Source organism: Pseudomonas savastanoi (assembly GCF_020917325.1).
GTDB classification, from domain to species: Bacteria; Pseudomonadota; Gammaproteobacteria; order Pseudomonadales; family Pseudomonadaceae; genus Aquipseudomonas; species Aquipseudomonas amygdali.
This window is the reverse complement of sequence record NZ_CP076652.1, coordinates 4,325,552-4,349,205: the sequence shown is the minus strand read 5'-3', so window position 1 is coordinate 4,349,205 and position 23,654 is coordinate 4,325,552. Positions and strand designations below refer to the sequence as shown.

At 61.1% G+C, this 23,654-nt stretch carries 22 protein-coding genes and 1 riboswitch; of the genes, 17 read left to right on the top strand and 5 right to left on the bottom strand.

Annotated features, from left to right (window positions below):
* Nucleotides 1-18 precede the first annotated feature (18 nt).
* The 5 genes from cysM (at nucleotide 19) to KP808_RS18375 (ending at nucleotide 6,107) form a co-directional block, all read left to right on the top strand.
* Entirely contained in the window at nucleotides 19-921 is a 903-nt protein-coding gene (gene cysM, locus KP808_RS18395; RefSeq protein WP_058408418.1) for a cysteine synthase CysM, read from the top strand.
* Nucleotides 921-2,276, top strand: coding sequence for a 23S rRNA (uracil(1939)-C(5))-methyltransferase RlmD (gene rlmD, locus KP808_RS18390; RefSeq protein ID WP_122322345.1), 1,356 nt, complete (start codon nucleotides 921-923; stop codon nucleotides 2,274-2,276). Before cysM ends, rlmD begins: the two co-directional genes overlap by 1 nt.
* Nucleotides 2,277-2,432: 156 nt before the next feature.
* The gene (gene relA / locus KP808_RS18385; RefSeq protein ID WP_058400182.1) at nucleotides 2,433-4,676 is read left to right on the top strand and encodes a GTP diphosphokinase; all 2,244 of its coding nucleotides are present in this window, start codon (nucleotides 2,433-2,435) and stop codon (nucleotides 4,674-4,676) included.
* Nucleotides 4,677-4,703: 27 nt separating this feature from the next.
* Nucleotides 4,704-5,537 carry a nucleoside triphosphate pyrophosphohydrolase gene (gene mazG, locus KP808_RS18380; protein ID WP_230016623.1) on the top strand — a complete coding sequence of 278 codons (834 nt, stop codon included), beginning with the start codon at nucleotides 4,704-4,706 and terminating at the stop codon, nucleotides 5,535-5,537.
* 30 nt (nucleotides 5,538-5,567) lie between these two features.
* On the top strand, nucleotides 5,568-6,107 hold the full coding sequence (locus tag KP808_RS18375) for a DUF2058 domain-containing protein (protein WP_005755227.1): 540 nt from the start codon (nucleotides 5,568-5,570) through the stop codon (nucleotides 6,105-6,107).
* Between the two features lie 83 nt (nucleotides 6,108-6,190).
* Here KP808_RS18375 and KP808_RS18370 read toward each other — a convergent pair whose 3' ends face one another.
* From KP808_RS18370 to purM, 4 genes are all read right to left on the bottom strand, one after another.
* Nucleotides 6,191-6,370 (bottom strand): hypothetical protein, encoded by a 180-nt coding sequence (locus KP808_RS18370; RefSeq protein ID WP_002554613.1) that lies wholly within the window; start codon nucleotides 6,368-6,370, stop codon nucleotides 6,191-6,193.
* A gap of 481 nt (nucleotides 6,371-6,851) precedes the next feature.
* On the bottom strand, nucleotides 6,852-7,565 hold the full coding sequence (locus KP808_RS18365; protein ID WP_002554612.1) for a DUF3108 domain-containing protein: 714 nt from the start codon (nucleotides 7,563-7,565) through the stop codon (nucleotides 6,852-6,854).
* Nucleotides 7,566-7,573: 8 nt separating this feature from the next.
* Entirely contained in the window at nucleotides 7,574-8,224 is a 651-nt protein-coding gene (purN, locus tag KP808_RS18360; RefSeq protein WP_058400184.1) for a phosphoribosylglycinamide formyltransferase, read from the bottom strand.
* Complete coding sequence (gene purM, locus KP808_RS18355) at nucleotides 8,224-9,282, bottom strand: phosphoribosylformylglycinamidine cyclo-ligase (protein WP_002554610.1); 1,059 nt, start codon at nucleotides 9,280-9,282, stop codon at nucleotides 8,224-8,226. Before purM ends, purN begins: the two co-directional genes overlap by 1 nt.
* A gap of 341 nt (nucleotides 9,283-9,623) precedes the next feature.
* Between purM and KP808_RS18350 the strand changes: the two genes are divergently transcribed.
* The 6 genes from KP808_RS18350 to KP808_RS18325 all read left to right on the top strand — a co-directional run bounded on the left by KP808_RS18350 (nucleotide 9,624) and on the right by KP808_RS18325 (nucleotide 14,953).
* A complete protein-coding gene (locus tag KP808_RS18350) occupies nucleotides 9,624-10,727 on the top strand; it encodes a DUF2066 domain-containing protein (protein WP_219169832.1) in 1,104 nt (367 codons plus the stop codon).
* A gap of 38 nt (nucleotides 10,728-10,765) precedes the next feature.
* Nucleotides 10,766-11,839 carry an AI-2E family transporter gene (locus KP808_RS18345; protein WP_002554608.1) on the top strand — a complete coding sequence of 358 codons (1,074 nt, stop codon included), beginning with the start codon at nucleotides 10,766-10,768 and terminating at the stop codon, nucleotides 11,837-11,839.
* Nucleotides 11,840-12,056: 217 nt separating this feature from the next.
* Nucleotides 12,057-12,761 (top strand): DnaA regulatory inactivator Hda, encoded by a 705-nt coding sequence (hda, locus tag KP808_RS18340; protein WP_002554607.1) that lies wholly within the window; start codon nucleotides 12,057-12,059, stop codon nucleotides 12,759-12,761.
* Entirely contained in the window at nucleotides 12,755-13,519 is a 765-nt protein-coding gene (locus tag KP808_RS18335; protein WP_230016622.1) for an NAD-dependent deacylase, read from the top strand. Before hda ends, KP808_RS18335 begins: the two co-directional genes overlap by 7 nt.
* Nucleotides 13,520-13,594: 75 nt before the next feature.
* Nucleotides 13,595-14,317 (top strand): C40 family peptidase, encoded by a 723-nt coding sequence (locus tag KP808_RS18330; RefSeq protein WP_058400188.1) that lies wholly within the window; start codon nucleotides 13,595-13,597, stop codon nucleotides 14,315-14,317.
* A gap of 90 nt (nucleotides 14,318-14,407) precedes the next feature.
* The gene (locus tag KP808_RS18325; protein WP_058400189.1) at nucleotides 14,408-14,953 is read left to right on the top strand and encodes a C40 family peptidase; all 546 of its coding nucleotides are present in this window, start codon (nucleotides 14,408-14,410) and stop codon (nucleotides 14,951-14,953) included.
* Nucleotides 14,954-15,961: 1,008 nt separating this feature from the next.
* On the opposite strand, the gene KP808_RS18320 is transcribed toward KP808_RS18325, so the two are convergent.
* Nucleotides 15,962-17,290 carry a PQQ-dependent sugar dehydrogenase gene (locus KP808_RS18320; RefSeq protein ID WP_005782621.1) on the bottom strand — a complete coding sequence of 443 codons (1,329 nt, stop codon included), beginning with the start codon at nucleotides 17,288-17,290 and terminating at the stop codon, nucleotides 15,962-15,964.
* Nucleotides 17,291-17,409: 119 nt separating this feature from the next.
* A riboswitch (cobalamin riboswitch) is annotated at nucleotides 17,410-17,623 on the top strand.
* 91 nt (nucleotides 17,624-17,714) lie between these two features.
* Here KP808_RS18320 and cobO point away from each other — a divergent pair.
* Genes cobO through KP808_RS18290 form a run of 6 tightly spaced genes read left to right on the top strand, consistent with a single transcriptional unit; the run spans nucleotide 17,715 to nucleotide 23,653 of the window.
* Entirely contained in the window at nucleotides 17,715-18,326 is a 612-nt protein-coding gene (gene cobO, locus KP808_RS18315) for a cob(I)yrinic acid a,c-diamide adenosyltransferase (protein WP_002554602.1), read from the top strand.
* A gap of 25 nt (nucleotides 18,327-18,351) precedes the next feature.
* Entirely contained in the window at nucleotides 18,352-19,647 is a 1,296-nt protein-coding gene (locus tag KP808_RS18310; RefSeq protein WP_230016621.1) for a cobyrinate a,c-diamide synthase, read from the top strand.
* A complete protein-coding gene (gene bluB, locus KP808_RS18305; protein ID WP_058401250.1) occupies nucleotides 19,644-20,294 on the top strand; it encodes a 5,6-dimethylbenzimidazole synthase in 651 nt (216 codons plus the stop codon). Before KP808_RS18310 ends, bluB begins: the two co-directional genes overlap by 4 nt.
* Nucleotides 20,291-21,199, top strand: coding sequence for an adenosylcobinamide-phosphate synthase CbiB (gene cbiB, locus KP808_RS18300; protein ID WP_122258042.1), 909 nt, complete (start codon nucleotides 20,291-20,293; stop codon nucleotides 21,197-21,199). The genes bluB and cbiB overlap by 4 nt, the downstream gene beginning before the upstream one ends.
* A complete protein-coding gene (gene cobD / locus KP808_RS18295) occupies nucleotides 21,192-22,196 on the top strand; it encodes a threonine-phosphate decarboxylase CobD (RefSeq protein ID WP_230016620.1) in 1,005 nt (334 codons plus the stop codon). The genes cbiB and cobD overlap by 8 nt, the downstream gene beginning before the upstream one ends.
* Entirely contained in the window at nucleotides 22,193-23,653 is a 1,461-nt protein-coding gene (locus tag KP808_RS18290) for a cobyric acid synthase (protein WP_230016619.1), read from the top strand. Before cobD ends, KP808_RS18290 begins: the two co-directional genes overlap by 4 nt.
* Nucleotide 23,654: the final 1 nt, after the last annotated feature.

Sequence of the window (23,654 nt, the reverse complement as noted above, 5' to 3'; positions counted from 1 at the left end):
CTGGATTGCGAAGACGCCATGACCCTGCAGTATCAAACCATTGCCGATTGCGTCGGCAACACTCCGCTGGTGCGTCTGCAACGCATGGCGGGTAATACCAGCAATACCCTCCTGTTGAAGCTTGAAGGTAATAACCCCGCTGGCTCGGTAAAAGACCGTCCGGCCCTGTCGATGATCACCCGTGCCGAGTTGCGCGGCCAGATCCATCCGGGTGACACGCTGATCGAAGCCACCTCCGGCAATACCGGGATCGCGCTGGCCATGGCCGCAGCGATAAAGGGTTACCGGATGATTCTGATCATGCCGGACAACTCCAGTGCCGAACGCAAGGCCGCAATGACCGCATACGGTGCCGAGCTGATTTCGGTCAGCAAGGACGAGGGCATGGAAGGTGCCCGTGATCTGGCCGAGCGCATGCAGGCCGAAGGCCGCGGCAAGGTGCTCGATCAATTCGCCAATGGCGACAACCCCGAGGCGCACTATACGTCCACCGGTCCGGAAATCTGGCAGCAGACGGCGGGCACCATCACCCATTTCGTCAGCTCGATGGGCACCACCGGCACCATCATGGGCACCTCGCGCTACCTCAAGGAGCAGAATCCCGAGGTGCAGATCGTCGGTCTGCAACCGATGGAGGGTGCTTCGATCCCCGGCATTCGCCGCTGGCCGCACGAATACCTGCCGAAGATTTACCAGTCGGACCGCGTCGATCGCATTATCGACATGAGCCAGACCGAGGCCGAAGACACCATGCGCCGACTGGCGCGCGAAGAAGGCATCTTCTGTGGCGTGTCGTCCGGTGGCTCGGTCGCCGGGGCGTTGCGTATTTCCCAGGAAGTCGAAAACGCCGTGATTGTGGCGATCATCTGTGACCGAGGCGACCGTTACCTGTCGACCGGCGTCTACGATTCGCCCAACTGATGGCCAAGCATGAACGAGGTCTGCGCTTTCAGCCCACGGGCGGCGTCAAGACCGTGCAGATTCCTGCCGGTAAAAAACAGCGGCTGACTATCGAGCGCCTGTCCGATGACGGTCGCGGTATCGCTTTTCTCGACGGCAAGACCTGGTTTGTCGCCGGCAGTCTGGCGGGCGAGGAGGTCGAGGCGCGCGTGCTCAATGCGCGCGGCAAGGTCGTCGAGGCGCGCACCGAGCGGGTCTTCACCGCCAGCACCATGCGTCGCGCTCCGGCCTGTGAGTATTTCGGTCGCTGCGGCGGCTGCAGTGTTCAGCATGTGCCCCACGAAGAACAGCTTGCCCTGAAACAGCGCATGCTTGCCGAGCAACTGTTGCGGGTGGCGAACGTGGTGCCGGATGAATGGGCTGCGCCGTTAAGCGGTGCCGAACTGGCCTATCGCCGACGCGCGCGGGTCGCGGTTCGCTGGGATGCCAAGGCCAAAAGGCTAGACGTGGGGTTCCGCGCAGCCGCCAGTCAGGACATCGTCAGCATCGAACACTGTCCGGTGCTGGTACAGGCCTTGCAACCCATCATGAATGAGTTGCCTGGCATGCTGAAAAACTTCAGCAAACCGCAGGCGCTGGGTCACGTCGAGTTGTTCAGTGGGGTTGCGACTGCCGTGTTGTTGCGCCACACCGCGCCGCTTGCCGAGGCCGACCTGACGTTGTTGCAGGCGTTTTGCTCCAAGCACGGCGCGCAGCTGTGGCTGCACGGCGAGGGCGAGCCCCAACCGGCCAGCCCCGGCGATACGCTGGGTTACCGGCTGGAGCCGTGGAACCTGCAACTGGCCTGGCGACCGGGAGATTTCATTCAGGTCAATGCGGCGGTTAACACCGCGATGATCGAGCAGGCTCTGCAATGGCTGGCACCTGCCAAAGATGAACGGGTAATGGACCTGTTTTGTGGTCTGGGCAATTTTGCCTTGCCGCTGGCGGGCCTGGCGAAGGAGGTGGTGGCGGTCGAAGGCGTTGCGACCATGGTCGAGCGTGCAGCCGTCAACGCAATGAGTAATGATCTGCACAATGTGCAGTTTTTTCAGGCGGATCTTTCCCAGCCGCTGACACACGCCGACTGGGCGGCGGAAGGGTTTTCTGCGGTACTCTTGGACCCACCGCGTGACGGGGCCTTTGAAGTGGTTCGCCAGATCAGAAAAACGGGTGCCCGGCGACTGCTTTATGTTTCATGCAACCCGGCAACTTTGGCTCGTGACACGGTCGAACTGATCAGTCAGGGCTACCGATTAAAACGTGCCGGAATCCTCGATATGTTTCCACAGACGGCGCATGTCGAGGCGATGGCTTTATTTGAAATGAGTAAGTGAGCAGCGTTCATTGGATCGAGGTCGCTGCTGACAAGGAACCTCATTTAATCCGACTGGCCCGCGAATGCCGGTCCTTGCTTGCCCGGCAAGTGGCATTCGCTCAGAAGGCTGGCGACTGATGGCGCTATTCATCGCGCCGTAGGGAAGGTAAGCAGCATGGTACAGGTGAGAGCGAACCAGCCGATAAACACAGACGGCAGTATCAATCTCGACGCGTGGCTCGATCATATTGTCAGCGTCGACCTGGTCCTGGACCGGGAAGTCATGAAACAGGCCTGTGAATTCGCCCGGCAAGCCGAGCAGAACGACAAGGTCCACAAGAATCACTGGGCAGAGGGCACCTCCAGTTTCCAGACCGGTCTGGAAATCGCGGAGATCCTGGCTGACCTCAAGCTGGATCAGGACTCGCTGGTTGCGGCGGTCATTTACCGCGGCGTGCGCGAAGGCGTCATCCCTTTGCCGGAGGTCGAGCAGCGTTTCGGCGCGACGGTTGCCAAGCTGATCGACGGCGTGCTGCGCATGGCCGCAATCAGCGCCAGTCTCAGCCCTCGTCAATCTCTGGTGCTGGGCAGTCAGGCGCAGGTTGAAAACCTGCGCAAGATGCTCGTGGCGATGGTCGACGACGTTCGCGTTGCGTTGATCAAACTGGCCGAGCGCACCTGCGCGATTCGTGCGGTAAAGAACGCCGACGACGAGAAACGCAACCGTGTGGCCCGGGAAGTCTTCGACATCTACGCGCCGCTGGCCCACCGTCTGGGTATCGGGCATATCAAGTGGGAGCTGGAAGACCTGTCTTTCCGCTACCTGGAGCCTGATCAGTACAAGCAGATCGCCAAGCTGCTGCACGAGCGCCGGCTGGACCGCGAGCGCTTCATCAGCGACGTCATGTCCCAGCTCGACAATGAACTGCAAGCCACCGGCGTGACGGCTGACATCAGTGGCCGAGCCAAGCATATTTATTCCATCTGGCGCAAAATGCAGCGCAAAGGCCTGGCATTCAGCCAGATCTATGACGTGCGTGCGCTGCGTGTGCTGGTCCCGGAAATGCGCGATTGCTATACCGCGCTGGGCATTGTGCACACCTTGTGGCGGCATATTCCCAAAGAGTTCGACGATTACATCGCCAACCCCAAGGAAAATGGCTATCGCTCGCTGCACACAGCGGTCATCGGGCCGGAAGGCAAGGTGCTGGAAGTGCAGATCCGCACCCACGCCATGCACGAAGAGGCCGAACTGGGCGTTTGCGCGCACTGGCGCTATAAAGGCACCGACGTCAAATCCGGCTCCAATCATTACGAAGAGAAAATTTCCTGGCTGCGTCAGGTGCTTGAGTGGCATGAAGAGCTGGGTGACATCGGTGGCCTGGCAGATCAGCTGCGGGTTGATATCGAGCCTGACCGCGTCTACGTCTTCACCCCTGACGGCCACGCCATCGACCTGCCCAAGGGCGCGACACCGTTGGACTTTGCCTATCGGGTGCACACCGAAATCGGCCATAACTGCCGTGGTGCGAAGATCAACGGCCGCATCGTACCGCTCAACTACAGCCTGCAGACCGGCGAGCAGGTCGAGATCATCACCAGCAAGCACGGTACGCCGAGCCGCGACTGGCTGAACTCCAACCTGGGTTACATCACCACCTCGCGGGCGCGGGCGAAGATTGTTCACTGGTTCAAATTGCAGGCCCGCGACCAGAACGTGGCTGCCGGTAAAACCCTTATCGAGCGTGAACTGGCGCGCCTGGCATTGCCACAGGTCGACTTCGACAAGCTGGCGGACAAGGCCAACCACAAGACCGCCGACGACATGTTTGCCGCCCTGGGCGCGGGTGATCTGCGTCTGGCGCAGCTGGTCAATCTGGCTCAGCAGCAGGTGGAACCTGATCGCGTCAATGAACAGCTGGAACTGATCCCGCGCAAGGCTACGGGCTACAAGCCTGGCAAGCGTGGCGATATTCAGATTCAGGGCGTCGGCAACCTGATGACACAGATGGCCGGTTGCTGCCAGCCGCTGCCGGGCGATGCAATTGTCGGTTACATCACTCAAGGCCGTGGCGTCAGCATTCACCGTCAGGATTGCGCTTCGGTGCTGCAACTGGGCGGTCGCGAGCCCGAGCGGATCATTCAGGTCAGCTGGGGGCCGGTGCCGGTGCTCACGTACCCGGTGGACATCATCATCCGCGCCTACGACCGTTCCGGCCTGCTGCGCGACGTCACCCAGGTGCTGCTCAACGAGCGCATCAACGTACTGGCGGTCAACACCCGTTCGAACAAGGAAGACAACACAGCGCTCATGTCGCTGACCATCGAGATTCCGGGTCTGGACGCGCTGGGACGGTTGCTGGGGCGTATTTCCCAGTTGCCGAACATCATTGAAACTCGCAGGAACAGGACGCCATAAGCGTTGCCTGCGCTCACAGGGAGCCCCATGCATACAGTTCAAGACCTGCTGAACCTCATGGCCCGGCTGCGTGATCCGCAGTCTGGTTGCCCGTGGGATCTGAAGCAGACCTACGCCAGCATCGTGCCGCATACGCTGGAAGAAGCCTACGAGGTGGCCGATGCTATCGAGCAGGGCGACCTCGACCATCTGAAGGGTGAGCTGGGAGACCTGCTGTTTCAGGTGGTCTTCTATGCTCAGTTGGCCAAGGAAGAAGGCCGGTTTGAATTCGACGACGTCATCGACGGCATTACCCGCAAGTTGCTGCGTCGCCATCCGCACGTGTTTCCGACTGGCGAGCTGTATGCGCCGGCAGAAACGCCGCGCCTGACCGACGAGCAGGTCAACCTGCGTTGGGACGAAATCAAGGCCGAGGAGCGTGCCGAAAAGTCTGGCGCGCCCGAGCAGTTGTCGTTGCTCGATGACGTGCCGGTGGCCTTGCCTGCGTTGAGTCGTGCCGCCAAACTGCAGAAGCGTGCTTCGCAGGTCGGCTTCGACTGGCCTGCAGCGTTGCCGGTGGTCGACAAGGTGCGTGAAGAACTCGATGAAATTCTTGAAGCCATGGTCGACAATGACGCCGAAGGCATTGCCGAGGAAGTCGGCGATTTGCTGTTCAGCGTCGTCAACCTGGCCCGGCACCTTAAAGTCGACCCGGAAACTGCGCTACGCTCGGCTAATAGCAAGTTCGACAGACGCTTCCGATTCATTGAACAGGCATTGCGCCACATCCAGCGTCCTATCGAATCGTGCACGCTCGAAGAAATGGACGCATTGTGGGGCGAAGCCAAACGTCAGGAAAAGAGCACGCCCGGCTGCGGCTGAGCGTGCGGTAACGGTATAAGTGAGTAGACAATGAGCCTTTCCCTTCGCGATCAGTTGCTCAAGGCAGGTCTGGTCAACCAAAAGCAGGCCAAGCAGGTCGGCAAAGAAAAGCAGAAAGAGCAGCGTCTGGTGCACAAGGGTCAGGCTCAGGCCGACGACTCGCAAAAACGTGCGGCTCAGGAAGCCATGGCCGAGAAGGCCAAGCGTGACCAGGAGCTCAACCGCCAGCAGCAGGAGAAGGTCGAGCAGAAGGCCCGCGCCGCTCAGGTCAAACAACTGATCGAAGTGTCGCGTCTGCCCAAGCTGATTACCGAGGATTACTACAACTTCGTTGACGACAAGAAGGTCAAGCGGATCTCGGTCAACGCGCTGGTGCGCAACAAGCTCAGCAGCGGTTCTCTGGCCATCGTTCACCACGGCGGCGGTTACGAGATCATTCCGCGTGAGGCTGCGCTGAAGATCCAGGAGCGCGACCCGCGCCGTATCGTGTTGCTCAACACTCCGACCGAAGCGCCGGATGCCGACGATCCGTACGCTGCGTATCAGGTGCCTGACGACCTGATGTGGTAACTCGCTGACCGGTCAAAACAAAACCCGCATTCAGCGGGTTTTGTCGTTTATTGTTCTGGGGTTTTCTGGTTCAGGGAAGTTGCTTAGTGGTTGCCTTGGCTTTCCAGTGCTTCCAGCTCTTCCTTGTAGCGTAGAGCATCGGACTCTACGTGAAACATGCCTACAAGTTGGTCCTGTTGATGTACGTCCCAGATCTGGATGCCGTCGGCAACGGCTTCGTGAGAGAGGTGGGCGTCGTCGCGTTCAGTAACTCTGACAGTCATAGTAGTAAGCTCCTGACTTTGATGGCCTGAGTGGTTAGGCCTCTGGATACTGCGGCGATGTGTCGCAGGACTCTTTTATAGAATTTGTTAGCTCCCTAAGTAAATAGCCTGTTCAGGTTCCCGAGCGATCAAAAAATGGTCGTTCGCCTACAGCCCTTGCATGGCGAGGCCTGTAGCGTGAAAGCGGCAAAGTGAAGGATTTTTCATGTGCCTTTAGTGGTGCAGAAAGATGACGCGGAGCGTCAAGAACGGCATTCCCACGCGGAGCGTAGGGAACGATAGGTGTCCTTATTGCGCGAGGTTCGGCGTCGGCATTCCCACGCGGAGTGTAGGGCGCGCTAGGTGTCCTGGAGAGCACCGCCACTATCGTGCGACGCTCTGCGTCGGCATGCCGTTCTGGACGCTCTGCGTCCTCTTGTTTGCAGCCAATAAAAAGCCCCGCTAATAAGCGGGGCTCGGTGCTACGGGTCGGTCAGGGCAATCAGCTGCCTTTGACAGCCTTGCCGTTCACGGTGCCGTCGAGCAGCACGATGTTGTATTCCTTGCCGTCGGTTTCGACCTGTTGCAGGCGCACGAGCAGGTAATCCCAGTCCTTGGCGAACCACAGCACGGTGGTGCGCTTGCTTTGTGTCGGGTCACGTACGCGCTCGACCTTGATCGCATCGACCTGGCCAGTCTTGGTGGTAACCTTTTCCGAGCCTAGTACGCGGAAGTCGTAGGTGTCTACTTCATCACCGTCGACCACCTGGTAGCTCATGCTCTTCTTGCCATCAGCGATGTCGTGTTGCAACGCCAGCTGATACGTGGACTTGTCGAGGATGCCACGGTTGAGCGGCAGCTTGATCGCATCGCCACGGTCGGTGCCGGTGACGAACTTGGTGTTCCAGTCGAACGCCAGATCCACCTTCTTGGATTTGCCCAGGCCGCTGCGCTCGAAGCTGTAGGTCTGTGGCAGCAAGGTTTCCTTGTCGACCTTCAGCGTGCTGACTTCAGTCAGGCTGGCAATCATCATCGAGGCCTTGAAGCTCAGGGTCCAGGTGCCATTGGCACCGGCTTCCAGGCTGCGTTCAGCCGTGCCGCTCATGGGCAGCTGTTTCCAGTCGGCGGTGTAGCTGGCGGAGAAGGGTTGAAGTTCTGCGGCCTGTACGGCAGGCAATGCGAGCAGAGCGAAAGCGAAGAGCAGAGCGCGACGCATAATATCTCCTAATGTCGAATCAGATGGCCGCTGGCCGGGAGTAACTGGCTATCCAGTAACGCACCTTGTTCACCAAGGCTCAGTCGGCCCTCGGCAAACCAGCGAATGGCCAGTGGGTAAATACGGTGCTCTTGAACATGAACCCGTTGCGCGAGCGTTGTGGGTGTGTCGTGCAACTGTACCGAAATAACTGCCTGTACGACCAGTGGGCCGCCATCGAGTTCCTCGGTGACGAAATGCACGCTGCAGCCATGCTCGGTGTCACCAGCTTCCAGCGCACGCTTGTGCGTGTGCAAGCCTTTATACCGTGGCAGCAGGGAAGGGTGAATATTCAGAAGGCGGCCATGGAAGTGGCGCACGAAGCCTGCGCTGAGAATGCGCATGAACCCGGCCAGTACCACCAACTGTGGCTGGAAAGTGTCGATCAGTTCGATCAGTGCTGCATCGAAGGCTTCACGGCCTTCATAGGCAGTGTGATCCAGCACGCAGGCTTCGATGCCTGCGTCCCTGGCGCGTTGCAGGCCGAACGCATCTGCGCGGTTGGAAATCACCGCGCGGATGCGGACCGGGCTGGACCCGTCCTTGAAACTGTCGATCATCGCTTGCAGGTTGCCGCCGGTGCCGGACAGCAGCACCACGACATCGCAGGTGGCTGGCATCAATGCGCCTTGAGGTTTTTCAGCTCGACTTGTGCTGCACCTTCGGCAGCGGTGGCGATCTGACCGATCACCCATGGCTGCTCGCCAGCTTCGCGCAGAACCTTCAGCGCGGCTTCAACGTGTTCCTGAGCAACGCAGATAACCATGCCGACGCCGCAGTTCAGCACGCGGTGCATTTCGTTTTCAGCGACGTTGCCTTGCTGCTGCAGCCAGTCGAAAACGGCCGGACGCTGCCAGCTGGCGACGTCGACAACGGCCTGAGCGCCTTGCGGCAGAACACGCGGGATGTTGTCGAGCAGGCCGCCACCGGTGATGTGGGCCATGGCCTTGACCGCGCCGGTTTCCTTGATCAGCTTGAGCAGCGGCTTGACGTAGATGCGGGTGGGCGCCATCAGCAGCTCGGTCAATGGCTTGCCGTCCAGCTGAATGCTTTCGATATCGGCACCGGCCACTTCGATGATCTTGCGGATCAGCGAATAACCGTTGGAGTGCGGGCCGGACGATGGCAGGGCGAGCAGGGCATCACCGGCAGCGACTTTCGAACCGTCGATGATCTCGGCCTTTTCCACGACGCCGACGCAGAAGCCAGCCAGATCGTAGTCTTCGCCTTCGTACATGCCCGGCATTTCAGCGGTTTCGCCGCCGACCAGCGAGCAGCCAGCCAGTTCGCAGCCAGCACCGATGCCGGTGACGACCTGAGCAGCGGTGTCGACGTTCAGCTTGCCGGTGGCGTAGTAATCGAGGAAGAACAGCGGCTCTGCACCGCAGACCACCAGGTCATTGACGCACATGGCGACCAGATCGATGCCGATGGTGTCGTGCTTGTTCAGGTTCAGGGCCAGACGCAGCTTGGTGCCCACGCCGTCGGTGCCGGAAACCAGGACCGGTTGCTTGTAGCCGGCCGGGATTTCGCAGAGGGCGCCGAAGCCTCCCAGGCCGCCCATGACTTCCGGACGCTTGGTGCGCTTGGCGACGCTCTTGATGCGTTCGACCAATGCTTCACCGGCGTCGATGTCTACACCGGCGTCTTTATAGCTCAGGGAGGGTTGCTTGCTCATAGAAAATCCAGGCCTTTAGGGGGGATTCGGAGGTATCGACCGCTGCGTTGGGACCCGTTCAGCACCGCGCTGTCATGCGGTGGTAATGTTGGGCCGTGGCGATTGCCGGTCTGCGAAGGCGCGCGATTTTATCAGGCTTGCTCCCCAGGGGCCATCCTTGCGCCGACAACAGGGCGGTGTTGCGCCAAATAAACCTGATCCGGCGCCTCCCGTCAGTGCGAGTGCCGCCGTTTAAGGTGTACTTTATGCGCAAATTGAATGATTGGTGGTTCAAGGCTGTCCCAGACTTGTACACCTCCTGAAACAGCTTCTTTTTACTTTTTTCCGTTCGGGAACTGTCCATGCGTTTTTCCAGAGTTCTTCTAGTCGGCTGTCTGTCCCTGATCAGCCTCCCCAGTCTTGCCGAAACGGTCAGCAACCTTTATCAGGTCCGCGAGCCGGTTGCTGGTCAGTCGCCCGATGAGCGCACACGGGCCACCCAGGCCGCGGTCGAAACGCTGGTGCTGCGCCTGACCGGTGACGCCAAGGCCGCGCAGGGTTCGGCCATCGCCGCGCTGCGCAAAGATCCGCAACAAATCATCAGCCAGTACGGCTATGAGGCCGGTCCGCCGGAAACCCTGCTGGTGGACTTCGATCCGGCGACCACAGACCGTGCGTTGCGTGATGCCGGCCTGTCGATCTGGGGCAGCAATCGCCCGTCGATCCTCGGCTGGTGGCTGAACGACTCGGTGGAAGGCTCGAATCTGGTCGGTGACGGTCAGGCTGCCGCCGAACCGCTACGCCGCGCTGCGCAACACCGTGGCTTACCGCTGCGTCTGCCGCTGGCGGATTTGAGCGAGCAGGGCATCGGTAACGCCAAGACACTGGAAGGCACTGATGCCGCGCCGCTCAAGGAAGCTTCCGAGCGTTACGGTGCCGACGCGATACTGGCGGTGCACGCCAAGGAAGACGCAGGCCAGTGGCAGGGCAAATGGCGCTTGTGGCTGGGCGATCAGCGCGAGCAGGGCACCGCGACCGCGGCTAGTTCCGAAGCGTTGGCCGATGCGGTGCTGCTGTCGGTCAGCCAGCGTCTGGCCCCACGTTTTGTCGCCAAGCCCGGTGCCTCGACGGGCCTGTTGGTGCAGGTTCAGGGCATGACACTGGAGCGCTATGCACAACTGCTTCAGTTACTTGATCCGTTCGGCGTGCGTCTGAGTTCTGTCGACGGCGATAAAGTGGTGTTTGAGGTCAGTGGCAGCACCGATCAGCTACGCTCGCAGTTGTCGCTGGCCAAATTGCAGGAAGTGCCCGCAGCCGAGGCAGCCGCTGCCGCAACGCCGCCTGCTGCGCCTGTCGATGCGACTGCGCCGGTTGCGCCAGCCAATGGAGCTGCTGCTGTTCCGGCACCTGCGTCCGCACCGATGATTGTTCCGGCGTCCGCGCCACAGCTTTATTTCCGCTGGTAATCCGGCAAAGCGCTTTTCCATTGGGTTGAGGGATGTTGATGACTGATACACGGCGTTGGTTCTGGATCGGCGGCCTGGCCTTGCTGGTCGCATTCGTGGTGCTGTTGCACACGATCCTCACCCCTTTTCTGGTAGCGCTGCTGCTGGCCTACATGGGCGATCCGCTGGTGGATCGTCTGGAGCGCGCCGGGCTGTCCAGAACCTTGAGCGTGGTGGCGGTGTTCGGTCTGTTCACGCTGGTGCTGATGGCTTTGCTGCTGGTGCTGGTGCCGATGCTGGCCAAGCAGTTGTTTCGTCTCTATGAGCTGGCCCCGCAGATCCTCGACTGGCTGCAACACTCGGCGTTGCCGTGGGTGCAGGCCAAGTTCGGGCTGGCAGACGGGTTCTGGAAGTTCGACAAGATCAAGGCAGCCATCTCCGAACACATGGGGCAGGCCGGGGATATCGTCTCTGTGGTGCTGTCCCAGGCTACGGCGTCGAGCCTGGCGCTGATCGGCTGGCTGACCAATCTGGTGCTGATTCCGGTGGTGTGTTTCTACCTGTTGCGTGACTGGGACATCATGACCGGCAAGATCCGCGGTCTGCTGCCACGTCAGCGTGAAGGTCAAATCGTCAAGCTGGCGGGCGAGTGCCACGAGGTGCTGGGCGCGTTCATACGCGGGCAGTTGCTGGTCATGGTCGGTCTCGGGGTGATCTACGCGGCCGGTCTGATGCTGGTCGGGCTGGAACTGGGCCTGTTGATCGGGGTGATCGCCGGTCTGGCTGCCATCGTGCCTTATATGGGCTTTGTGATCGGCATTGGCTCGGCACTGGTCGCCGGGTTGTTCCAGTTTGGTGGTGACCTGTACCCGATGATGGGCATCGTTGCCGTATTCATGATCGGTCAGGCCCTCGAAGGGATGGTGCTCACGCCATTGCTGGTAGGGGATCGCATCGGTCTGCACCCGGTGGCGGTGATCTTCGCGATTCTGGCGGGTGGCGAGCTGTTCGGCTTCACCGGCATTCTGCTGGCGTTGCCGGTCGCTGCGGTGATCATGGTGCTGGTGCGCCACATGCATGACGTTTATAAAGACTCGGAAATCTATGCAGGTGCGGAAGATCCCGAGCTGTAAGGGCATCGCACGCCTCTTCACTGCCCGGTGAAGAGGCTTGTGCAGGCAATGCATGCATTACGTCAAAACGCCCTTTCTCGACCCGCGCTTTACGCACCCTGACGCAAACCTTTGATTTTGCTTGAGGTCTGTCGCATTGTGCGACCCGCTTCACGGGTATAAACTTTGCGCTCTTTACACAGAGGCCCTTGACGGTTTGCATGAGCCGTTAGTCAGCATGAAACCGATTCAGCTGCCCCTGAGTGTGCGTCTGCGTGATGACGCCACTTTCGTCAATTACTATCCAGGCGCCAATGCCGCTGCACTCGGCTATGTCGAGCGGCTGTGCGAAGCCGACGCTGGCTGGACGGAAAGCCTCATCTATCTATGGGGCAAGGATGGAGTAGGGCGCACGCACCTGCTTCAGGCTGCGTGCCTGCGTTTCGAGCAACTGGGCGAACCTGCGGTGTATCTGCCGCTTGCCGAAGTCATCGATGAAGGTATCGAGCTGTTCGACCATCTTGAACAGTACGAACTGGTATGTCTGGATGACCTGCAAGCCATTGTCGGCAAGCCGGAGTGGGAAGAAGCCCTGTTTCACCTGTTCAACCGTTTGCGTGACAGCGGGCGTCGTCTGCTCATTGCAGCGTCCAAATCGCCCCGCGAACTGCCGGTCAAACTCCCCGATCTGAAATCCCGTCTGACCATGGCCCTGGTATTCCAGATGCGCGGGCTGTCCGACGAAGACAAGCTGCGTGCGCTGCAACTGCGTGCATCACGCCGCGGCCTGCACCTGACCGATGAGGTAGGTCATTTCATTCTGACGCGTGGTACGCGCAGCATGAGCGCGCTGTTCGAATTGCTTGAGCGCCTTGATCAGGCGTCACTCCAGGAAAAGCGCAAGCTGACCATTCCCTTCCTTAAAGAGACGCTGGGGTGGTAGATCAGGCGCTGTTGATGCAAACGGCGGCAGCCTTGCGCCATGCACAACGGATTCTGGTAATCACCGGGGCAGGCCTGTCGGCTGATTCGGGCTTGCCGACCTATCGCGGCGTCGGCGGTCTCTACAACGGCAAGACCGACGACGGCCTGCCTATAGAAATGGCCCTGTCCGGGCCCATGCTGCGCCGTGACCCCGAGCTGTGCTGGAAATACATCGCCGAGCTGGGCAGGGCGTGTCTGGGTGGCGAGCCGAATATCGCGCATTACGCCATCGCCCAGTTGCAGCGCATCAAGGCCGAGTGCTGGGTGCTGACCCAGAACGTCGACGGCTATCATCGCGCCGCCGGCAGCCCGCCGGAGCGCCTGATCGAAATTCACGGGCAACTCTCGCCACTGTTTTGCCAATCCTGTGGTGCTGAAGATCCGCAATTGAGTGAGCACTTGCAGCGTCCTTTGCCCCCTTTATGCCCGGCATGTAGTGGCGTTATGCGACCGCCCGTCGTTCTTTTTCAGGAAATGCTCCCTGAAAGAGCACTGGAAACACTGTATGAACAACTGGCTAAAGGCTATGACGCAGTCCTGAGTATCGGTACCACGGCAAGCTTCCCCTACATTCATGAACCGGTCATTCGCACCAGAGTTTCCGGGGGTTTTACGGCGGAAATCAATCCGCAGCCGACCGATCACAGCGCGCAGATGGACGTCTTTTTGCAGTGCCGCGCAGCACATGTCATGGCGGAACTCATAAGTCACATCTAGTTCGATTGAATTTGCAAATCACCTTCATAAAAGGCATAGTCTCGCCATCTTAACTAGTCAGCCACGGTTGTGCCCATGCAGGTTGTTCGCTTCGCACCCCTCGTGCCTCTCGCACTCGTTACATTCCTCTTCGGTTGCTCGGCCAATATGCCGGTCGCACAGCAAGAACAGGCTCAGCCCGTTGCGCGTTATCAGAACGCAGCAAACGCTCAGTCCGCAGCCCGTCGCGCCGACGCCGCAGCCTTGCAGGACGAGATTGCCACCGAAGACGAACTCGCTCACTTCGCCGACAACAAGTCCTACCAGCTGCCGGTTCTGGCCGACAGCATCCTGGAACGTGGCAAATCCCTGATCGGCACGCGTTACAAGTTCGGCGGCACGTCGACTTCATCGGGTTTCGATTGCAGCGGCTTCATTGGTTATCTGTTTCGCGAAGAGGCTGGCATGAGCCTGCCGCGCTCCACGCGTGAAATGATCAACGTTGACGCACCGCTGGTATCGCGCAAAAACCTTCAGCCTGGTGATGTACTGTTCTTCAGTACCCGTGGCCGTGGTCGCGTAAGCCATGCAGCGATCTACGCCGGTAATCAGCAGTTCATTCACTCCAGCAGCCGTCGCAGTGGCGGTGTACGCATCGACAGCCTCGATGACGCCTACTGGAGCAAGACGTTTATCGAGGCCAAGCGTCCTCTGGCAATGGCGCCAGGTACGGTCGCGGTAAAGTCGACGCCTGATGCCGCGCAGACAACAGCGATGACTTCGACTACAGTCAAGACCGCGCCAAAGCGGCGTAAATAAAATAGAACGCGCAGAACAAGACCTTCGGGTCTTTCTGCGTTTTTGAGCTTCTCGGCAGCGTAAGCCGCATCCGGATAGGTTGTTGTGGTTATGTCGATTGCGTTGCGCCTGATAGTCATCTCTGTTGCTGCGTTGCTGGGTGCTTGCGCCAGCGCGCCGCCACCGCCCAAAGCACCCCGGATCGTTCAGCGTCCGGTGGTCACTGCTCCCCCTCAGATTCTTTCTCCGGCTGCCGAAGACGTGCTGTTTCGTGCGTTGGGGCTGGTTGGCACGCCTTATCGCTGGGGTGGCAACACGCCTGACTCCGGTTTTGATTGCAGCGGTCTTATAGGTTATGTCTATCGCGATGCAGCGGGCATTTCCCTGCCGCGTTCCACGCGCGAGATGATCGTGATGGGCGTGCCGAATATCCGTCGCGAGCAATTGCAATCAGGGGATCTGGTGTTCTTCGCCACCTCGGGCGGCTCGCAGGTGTCCCACGCGGGCATCTACGTCGGCGAAGGCCGCTTCGTGCATGCCCCGGCCAGCGGCGGCACGGTCAAGCTCGACAGCCTCGACAAGCCTTACTGGCAAAAAGCCTACCTCAACGCCAAGCGCGTCATTCAACCAGCAAATCTGGCGCAGATTCGGCCGTAGCGCTTCGCCTGCCAGCGGTCTGCCTGGAACCTGCAGCACAAAACCTATCGTGCGGCGCTCCGCGTCGCATGCCGTTCCGGACGTGCGGAACGATCATCGCGCCTATCGTGCGACGCAGAGCGTCGAGAACTGCATTCCCACGCTGGAGCGTAGGGAACGATCATCTCAACTGCCGTACGGCGCTCTGCGTCGACATGCCGTTCCGGACGTGCGGAACGATCATCGCAATTATCGTGCGACGCTCCGCGTCGCATGCCGTTCCGGACGCTCCGCGTCCTCTTGCGACGCAGAGCGTCGAGAACTGCATTCCCACGCTGGAGCGTAGGGAACGATCATCTCAACTAACGTACGACCCTCTGCGTCGACATATCGATCCGGACGTGCGGCACGATCATCGCAATTATCGTGCGGCGCTCCGCGTCGCATGCCGTTCCGGACGCTCTGCGTCCTCTTGCGACGCAGAGCGTCGAGAACTGCATTCCCACGCTGGAGCGTAGGGAACGATCATCTCAACTAACGTACGACCCTCTGCGTCGCATGCCGTTCCGGACGTGCGGCACGATCATCGCGCCTATCGTGCGACGCTCTGCGTCGCATGCCTTTCCGGACGCTCTGCGTCCTCTTGCGACGCAGAGCGTCGAGAACTGCATTCCCACGCTGGAGCGTAGGGAACGATAATCTCAACTACCGTAAGGCGCTCCGCGTCGACATGCCGTTCCGGACGTGCGGCACGATCATCGCAATTATCGTGCGACGCTCCGCGTCGCATGCCGTTCCGGACGCTCTGCGTCCTCTTGCGACGCGGAGCGTCGAGAACTGCATTCCCACGCTGGAGCGTAGGGAACGATAATCTCAACTACCGTACGGCGCTCTGCGTCGCATGCCGTTCCGGACGCTCCGCGTCCTCTTGCGACGCGGAGCGTCGAGAACTGCATTACCACGCTGGAGCGTGCGGAACGATAACTCAACTAACGTCCGACGATCCGCGTCAAACCTCTACGCTCGGCGTTATTGAGCTGCCTTGGCCGAGGTCACGCGCCAGATCTTGTTGCCGACATCATCTGCCACCAGCAAGCCGCCGCGCTGATCATTGACCACGCCAACCGGGCGGCCCATGGCTTTTTCGTCTTTGTTGAGGAAACCGGTCAGCACATCGACCGGAGCGCCGTTGGGCTTGCCGCCGCTGAAGGGCACGAACACCACTTTATAGCCGCTGTGCGGTTTGCGGTTCCATGAGCCGTGCTGGCCAATGAACAGACCTTCGTTGAACGGTGCCGCCAGTGTCTTGCCATCGGCGAATACCAGGCCCAGCGAGGCCGTGTGCGGGCCGACTGCGTAATCCGGTGCGATGGCCTTGGCGACCAGTGCCGGGTTCTGCGGTTTGACGCGCTCGTCGACATGCTGGCCGTAGTAGCTGTAGGGCCAGCCGTAGAAAGCGCCATCCTGCACCGAGGTCACGTAGTCAGGCACCAGGTCGCTGCCGATTTCGTCACGCTCGTTGACCGCTGTCCACAGCTTGCCGGTTTTGGGCTCCCAGTCCATGCCGTTGGGGTTGCGAAGGCCGGAGGCGAAAATGCGGTGATTGCCGGTGGCAGCGTCCACTTCCCAGATGGCTGCACGACCTTCTTCCTTGTCCATGCCGTTCTCGGCCACGTTGCTGTTGGAGCCCACTGTGACGTACAGCTTGCTGCCATCCTTGCTGGCGATGACGTTTTTGGTCCAGTGATGGTTGAGCGTGCCGCCCGGCAGGTCGACCACTTTGGTCGGCTGCGCGCTGATCGAGGTCTGACCCGCTTCATACGGGAAGCTGATCAGGCGGTCGGTGTCGGCGACATACAGCTTGTTGCCCACTAGGGTCATGCCAAACGGCGAATTGAGGTTTTGCAGGAACACGGTGCGGGTCTCCGCGACGCCGTCCTTGTCCACGTCACGCAGCAGAGTAATGCGGTTGGCGCTTGGCACGCCCGCACCGGCGCGGCCCATGACTTTTTCCATTACCCAGCCACGAATACCCTTGGAATCATCCGGTTTGGCCGGCGAATTGGTTTCCGCCACCAGCACGTCGCCATTGGGCAATACATACAGCCAGCGCGGGTGGTCCAGGTTTTCGGCGAACGCTGCCACCTGTGTGCCCGGCGCGGCGACCGGTTTTGCGCCTTTTTCCCAACCTACGGCGGGGGCGATGTTGACGGTCGGGATCAGCGTCTTGTTGGGCTCCGGCAGTTTGGGCGAGGGGCCTGTTCCATCCGAGACTTGCAGGGTCGAAGACTCGCCGCAGGCAGCAAGGCCACCGGCAACCAGAAGCAACACTGCGTAGTGGGGTCTGAGTCTGAACATGGTGAATCTCCATAAACAAGGGCGTGGTCCGATAATTGATAGAGGCACTGCGAACCGTCTGGGTTCAATCACGTTTCACAGCGTCGGTGTCGATTGACGCTCCCAGCCCAACCCTCTACCCTTCGCGGTTTGTTTCAGGTGCTCTGCAATCCTTGATTGGCAGGGTGAAACAGGGAAGCCGGTGTGGATCAATCGATCCGATCCCGGCGCTGCCCCCGCAACGGTAAATGAGTCAAGGCTGTGCCTGACGCCACTGTGTTTCGACATGGGAAGGCGCGCAGCCGGGGTAACCCGCTCATGAGCCCGGAGACCGGCCTGAACCACTCAATGGCATCACGGAGGGTGATGCTCTGTGCAGGGCGTTGCCGTGCTGTCCAGTGCTGTCCTTCCGTCTGTTGTCGACTGCCACGAGCGGAGAACCCGGATGAACGAATCCCCCGAACGCGACGAACGCCATCTGGCGCGCATGCTGCGCAAGAAAGCCGTGATGGACGAGCGCATTGCCAGCTCACCCAACGAGTGCGGCCTGCTGCTGGTCTTGACCGGCAACGGCAAAGGCAAGAGCAGCTCGGCATTCGGCATGCTTGCCAGGGCCATGGGCCACGACATGCAGTGCGGCGTGGTGCAGTTCATCAAGGGCCGCAACAGCACTGGCGAAGAAATGTTTTTCCGCCGTTTCCCCGAGCAGGTGCGCTATCACGTGATGGGCGAGGGCTTCACCTGGGAAACCCAGGATCGCCAGCGTGACATTGCCGCTGCCGAAGCCGCCTGGGCCGTGTCTCGGGAAATGCTTCGCGACCCGGCCATTGGTCTGGTGGTGCTCGACGAACTGAACATTGCCCTCAAGCATGGCTACCTCGACCTTGAACAGGTGCTGAGTGATCTGCAGGCCCGCCCGCCGATGCAGCATGTGCTGGTGACCGGCCGCGGAGCCAAACCCGAATTGATCGACCTGGCTGATACGGTTTCCGATATCGGCGTGGTCAAGCATGCGTTTCAGGCCGGTATCCGGGCGCAGAAAGGTATCGAGCTTTGAACCCTTCATCATTGAGCGCACTGCAATGAGAGCTCCGCGCGATTGCCCGGCGGTTTTGATCGCCGCGCCTGCCTCCGGGCAAGGCAAGACCACCGTCACCGCGGCACTGGCACGTTTGCACCGCAATCAGGGCCGCAAGGTTCGGGTGTTCAAGTGCGGGCCGGATTTTCTCGACCCGATGATTCTCGAGCGGGCCAGCGGCGCACCGGTCTACCAGCTGGACATGTGGATGGTCGGTGCCGACGAAAGCCGTCGCCTGTTGTGGGAAGCCGCAGATGAGGCAGACCTGATCCTGATCGAAGGGGTCATGGGGCTGTTCGACGGTACACCGTCCAGCGCCGACCTGGCCCGCCACTTTGGCGTACCGGTGTTGGGGGTGATCGACGGCACGGCGATGGCGCAGACGTTTGGCGCGCTGGCGCTCGGGCTGGCGCGTTATCAGCCGGATCTGCCGTTTGCCGGCGTGCTGGCCAATCGAGTTGGCACGGTACGCCACGCGCAGTTGCTGGAGAACAGCCTGACCGAAGGCCTGCGCTGGTATGGCGCACTGTCCCGGGAAGTCGGTTTCGAATTGCCCAGCCGCCATCTGGGGCTGGTCCAGGCCAGTGAGCTCAACGATCTGGACGTGCGGCTGGACATGGCTGCCGCCGCGCTGGCCAGCACCTGCGAAGTGGCCTTGCCGCCAGCCATAACCTTCACCGCGCCTGACCCGGTTCAGGTCGAGCCGTTGCTCCGCGGTGTGCGCATCGCCATTGCCCGCGACGAGGCCTTTGCCTTTCTGTACGGCGCAAGCCTGGAACTGCTGCGAAACATGGGCGCAGAGCTGAGTTTCTTTTCGCCGATTCATGACCGCGAGCTTCCCGACGCCGACAGCCTGTACCTGCCGGGTGGCTATCCGGAGCTGCATCACGTTGCGCTGGCGGAAAACCTGACGATGCAGGCGTCGATCAGGGCGCACCATATTGCTGGCAAGCCGATTCTGGCCGAGTGCGGCGGCATGCTTTATTTACTCGAAGCGCTGACCGATGTGGAGGGTGTGCGCGCCGAACTGGTCGGCTTGCTGTCCGGTGAGGCGGTCATGCAGAAGCGTCTGGCGGCGCTGGCCTTGCAAGCGGTTGAATTGCCCGAGGGCACGCTGCACGGCCACACGTACCACCATTCGCTGACCAGCACCGAGTTGCAGCCGATTGCCCGTGGCGTCAGCCCCAACGGCGGGCGTGGCGCAGAGGCAGTCTATCGCCTGGGTCGTCTGACCGCGTCCTACGTGCATTTCTATTTCCCTTCCTGCCCTCAGGCGATTGCGGCGCTGTTCAAACCATGACCGAACAAGCGTTCAGCCCTGAAGAGCGGGCTGCGGTGTACCGGGCCATCGCCGAGCGTCGCGACATGCGCCACTTCGTCGGCGGCACGGTGGCGCCCGAGTTGCTGGCGCGCTTGCTGGAAGCCGCACACCAGGCACCCAGTGTCGGGCTGATGCAGCCGTGGCGCTTCATTCGCATCAGCGATCCGGCGTTGCGCGGAAAAATGCAGGCGCAGGTAGAAGAAGAGCGTATCCGCACTGCCCAGGCGTTGGGTGAGCGCACCGACGAGTTCATGAAGCTCAAGGTCGAAGGCATCAACGACTGCGCCGAGGTGCTGGTCGCCGCACTGATGGAAGGCCGTGAACAGCACATTTTCGGCCGCCGTACCTTGCCGGAAATGGATATGGCCTCGTTGTCCTGCGCCATCCAGAACCTGTGGCTGGCGTCGCGTGCCGAGGGGCTTGGCATGGGCTGGGTGTCGCTGTTCGACCCGGAGGCGCTGGCCGAACTGCTGGGCATGCCTGACGGCGCCAAGCCGCTGGCGATCATTTGCCTGGGGCCGGTCAAGGAATTTTATCCTGCGCCCATGCTGGTCATGGAAGGCTGGGCGCAGGCGCGTCCGCTGCATGAGTTGCTGTATGAGAATCAATGGGGAGTGAGTCAATGAGTGTGGCGCTGTTGAGCGTCGCCGGTGTGGCGCTGGACGCGCTGCTCGGTGAGCCAAAACGATGGCATCCGCTGGTGGCGTTCGGCAACTTCGCCAGCCGGGTCGAGCAGCGTTTCAATAGTGGCGGCCGTGGCTGGCGCAGTCACGGCGTCACCGCCTGGGTCATCACCGTTGTGCCGCTGACGCTGCTGGCCACGCTACTGAGCTGGCTGCCCGGTATTGGCTGGCTGGTCGAGGTTCTGGCGCTTTATTGCGCGCTGGGCATGCGCAGCCTGGGCGAGCATGTTCAGCCGGTGGCGCAAGCGCTGCGCAGTGACGATCTGGTCGAGGCACGCCAGCGGGTCGGTTATCTGGTCAGTCGCCAGACCAGCGAACTGGATGCCACCGAAGTGGCTCGCGCGGCGACCGAGTCAGTGCTGGAGAACGGCAGTGATGCGGTGTTCGCCGCGCTGTTCTGGTTTGTCGTGGCCGGTGCGCCCGGCGTGGTGCTGTACCGGCTGAGCAACACGCTGGACGCCATGTGGGGCTACCGTAACGAGCGCTTCGAGCGTTTCGGCTGGGCTGCGGCAAAGATCGACGATCTGCTCAACTACCTTCCTGCACGCCTTGTGGCATTGACTTACGCGTTGCTGGGCAAGACCCGATTGGCGCTGCGTTGCTGGCGCACGCAGGCTCCGACCTGGGACAGTCCGAATGCCGGTCCGGTGATGGCCGCTGGAGCAGGCGCGTTGGGTGTCGAACTGGGCGGGGCGGCGATCTATCACGGCGAGCTGCATCAGCGTCCGCAACTGGGTGAAGGTGCGCCTGCCGATGCGGATTCCATTGATCGCGGCTGGCAATTGGTGCAGCGCGGCGTCTGGTTGTGGTTGCTGGTCATATGCGTGGTAGCTGAATTCTATGCTTGAGCACGGCGGTCGGTTGCGCGCCGCAGCGCAGCATTACGGTATCGAACTGGCCGACTGGCTGGACCTGTCCACGGGCATTGCACCCTGGTCGTGGCCTGTGCCGCAGATCCCGATGCACGCCTGGGCGCGTTTGCCCGAGACCGATGATGGCCTGGAAGCAGCGGCCTGCCGTTATTACGGCGTGCCTCGCTTATTGCCGGTGTCCGGCTCGCAGGCCGCGATTCAAGCGTTGCCGCGGGTACGCAGCGGAGGTCGGGTTGGCGTGCTGTCGCCATGCTACGCCGAGCATGCACATGCATGGCGCAAGAACGGCTTCGTGGTCCGCGAGGTAGGCGAGCAGGAGGTCGAATACTTTCTCGACACTCTTGATGTGCTGGTGGTGGTCAATCCGAACAATCCGACCGGTCTGCACCTGAGCGCCGAACGCCTGCTGGAGTGGCATGCACGACTGGCCGAGCGCGGTGGCTGGCTGGTCGTCGATGAAGCGTTCATGGATAACACGCCGGGCCTGAGCCTGGCTGCCGAGACGTGGCGCACCGGGCTGATTGTGCTGCGCTCGTTCGGCAAGTTTTTTGGCCTGGCCGGTGTCAGGCTCGGTTTTGTCATGGCCGAACCGGTATTGCTGAGGATGCTCGCGCAGGAAATCGGCCCTTGGTCGGTCAGCGGGCCAACACGGATCATCGGTCAGGTGTGCCTCAATGATCAGGAAGGGCAGGCCCGTCAGCGTGAACGCAGCGAGCAGGCTCGCGAGCGTCTGGTGGCCTTGCTCGACCAGTACGGTCTGAGCCCGCAGGGCGGCTGTGCGCTGTTTCAGTGGCGCATGACCCCTGAAGCGCAAACGCTCTACGAGTTCTGTGCGCGACGTGGCGTATTGTTGCGTCTGTTCCAGGGCGGCACACCCGAGTCCGCCAGCCTGCGCTTCGGTCTGCCCCGCGACGAGGCCGACTGGCTGCGCCTGCACACTGTTCTGCTTGAATACCGCAAGGAATACCCATGACCACGCTGATGGTACAAGGCACCACCTCCGACGCCGGCAAAAGCACACTGGTGACGGCGCTGTGCCGCTGGCTGACCCGACAGGGCGTCAAGGTCGTGCCGTTCAAGCCGCAGAACATGGCGCTCAACAGCGCGGTGACGGCGGACGGCGGTGAGATCGGCCGCGCTCAGGCCGTGCAGGCGCAGGCGTGCTTTCTGGAGCCGCACACCGACATGAACCCGGTGCTGCTCAAGCCCAACAGTGATACCGGTGCGCAGGTGATCATTCACGGTCGCGCCGTCACCACCATGAACGCGGTGGCTTACCACGGCTATAAAGAGATCGCCATGCAGGCGGTGCTGGAGTCGCATCGGCGGCTGGGCCAGAGCTATCCGGTGATCATGGTCGAAGGCGCGGGCTCCCCGGCCGAGATCAACCTGCGCGCCAACGATATCGCCAACATGGGCTTTGCCGAGGCGGTCGACTGCCCGGTGCTGTTGATTGCCGACATCAATCGCGGCGGGGTCTTTGCCCATCTGGTCGGCACGCTGGAGTTGCTGTCGCCCAGCGAACAGGCGCGGGTCAAGGGGTTCATCATCAACCGTTTTCGCGGCGACATCGCCTTGCTGCAACCGGGCCTGGACTGGCTGGAGGCGCGCACCGGCAAACCGGTGGTTGGCGTGTTGCCTTATGTAATGGACCTGCACCTGGAGGCCGAAGACGGTCTCGATCAGCGCCAGACCGACAAGGTCGAGCAGGTCCTGAACGTGATGGTGCCAGTGCTGCCGCGCATCAGCAACCATACCGATTTCGACCCGTTGCGCCTGCATCCTCAGGTCAACCTGCAATTTGTCGGTCCCGGTCAGGACATTCCTCCTGCTGACCTGATCATTCTGCCCGGCTCGAAAAGCGTGCGCAGCGACCTGAAGTACCTGCGCAGCAACGGCTGGGACACCGCCATCGAGCGGCATTTGCGCTACGGCGGCAAGCTGCTGGGTATCTGCGGCGGTCTGCAAATGCTCGGCGAGCAGGTGCACGACCCGCTGGGGCTGGAGGGCGCAGCCGGTTCCAGCCCCGGTCTTGGTCTGCTGGCGATGAGCACGGTGCTGGAGGCGGAAAAACAATTGCGCAATGTGCGCGGTCGTCTGACCCTGGAAGACGCCGAGGTCAGCGGCTACGAAATTCATGCCGGGGTAACGACAGGGCCGGCGCTGGAGCAGGCTGCCGTGCAACTGGACGACGGGCGTTGCGATGGCGCGCAGAGTGTCGACGGGCAGGTGCTCGGGACTTACCTGCACGGCCTGTTCGAATCACCTGCGGCCTGTAGCGCGTTACTGCGCTGGGCGGGGTTGGCGAACGTGCAGTCCGTCGACTATCACGCCCTGCGCGAGCGCGACATAGAACGTTTGGCGGACCTGGTGGAAAAACACCTGGACGGCCCATTGCTTCGCGAATTGTGCGGCCTGGAGGCAAACTGAA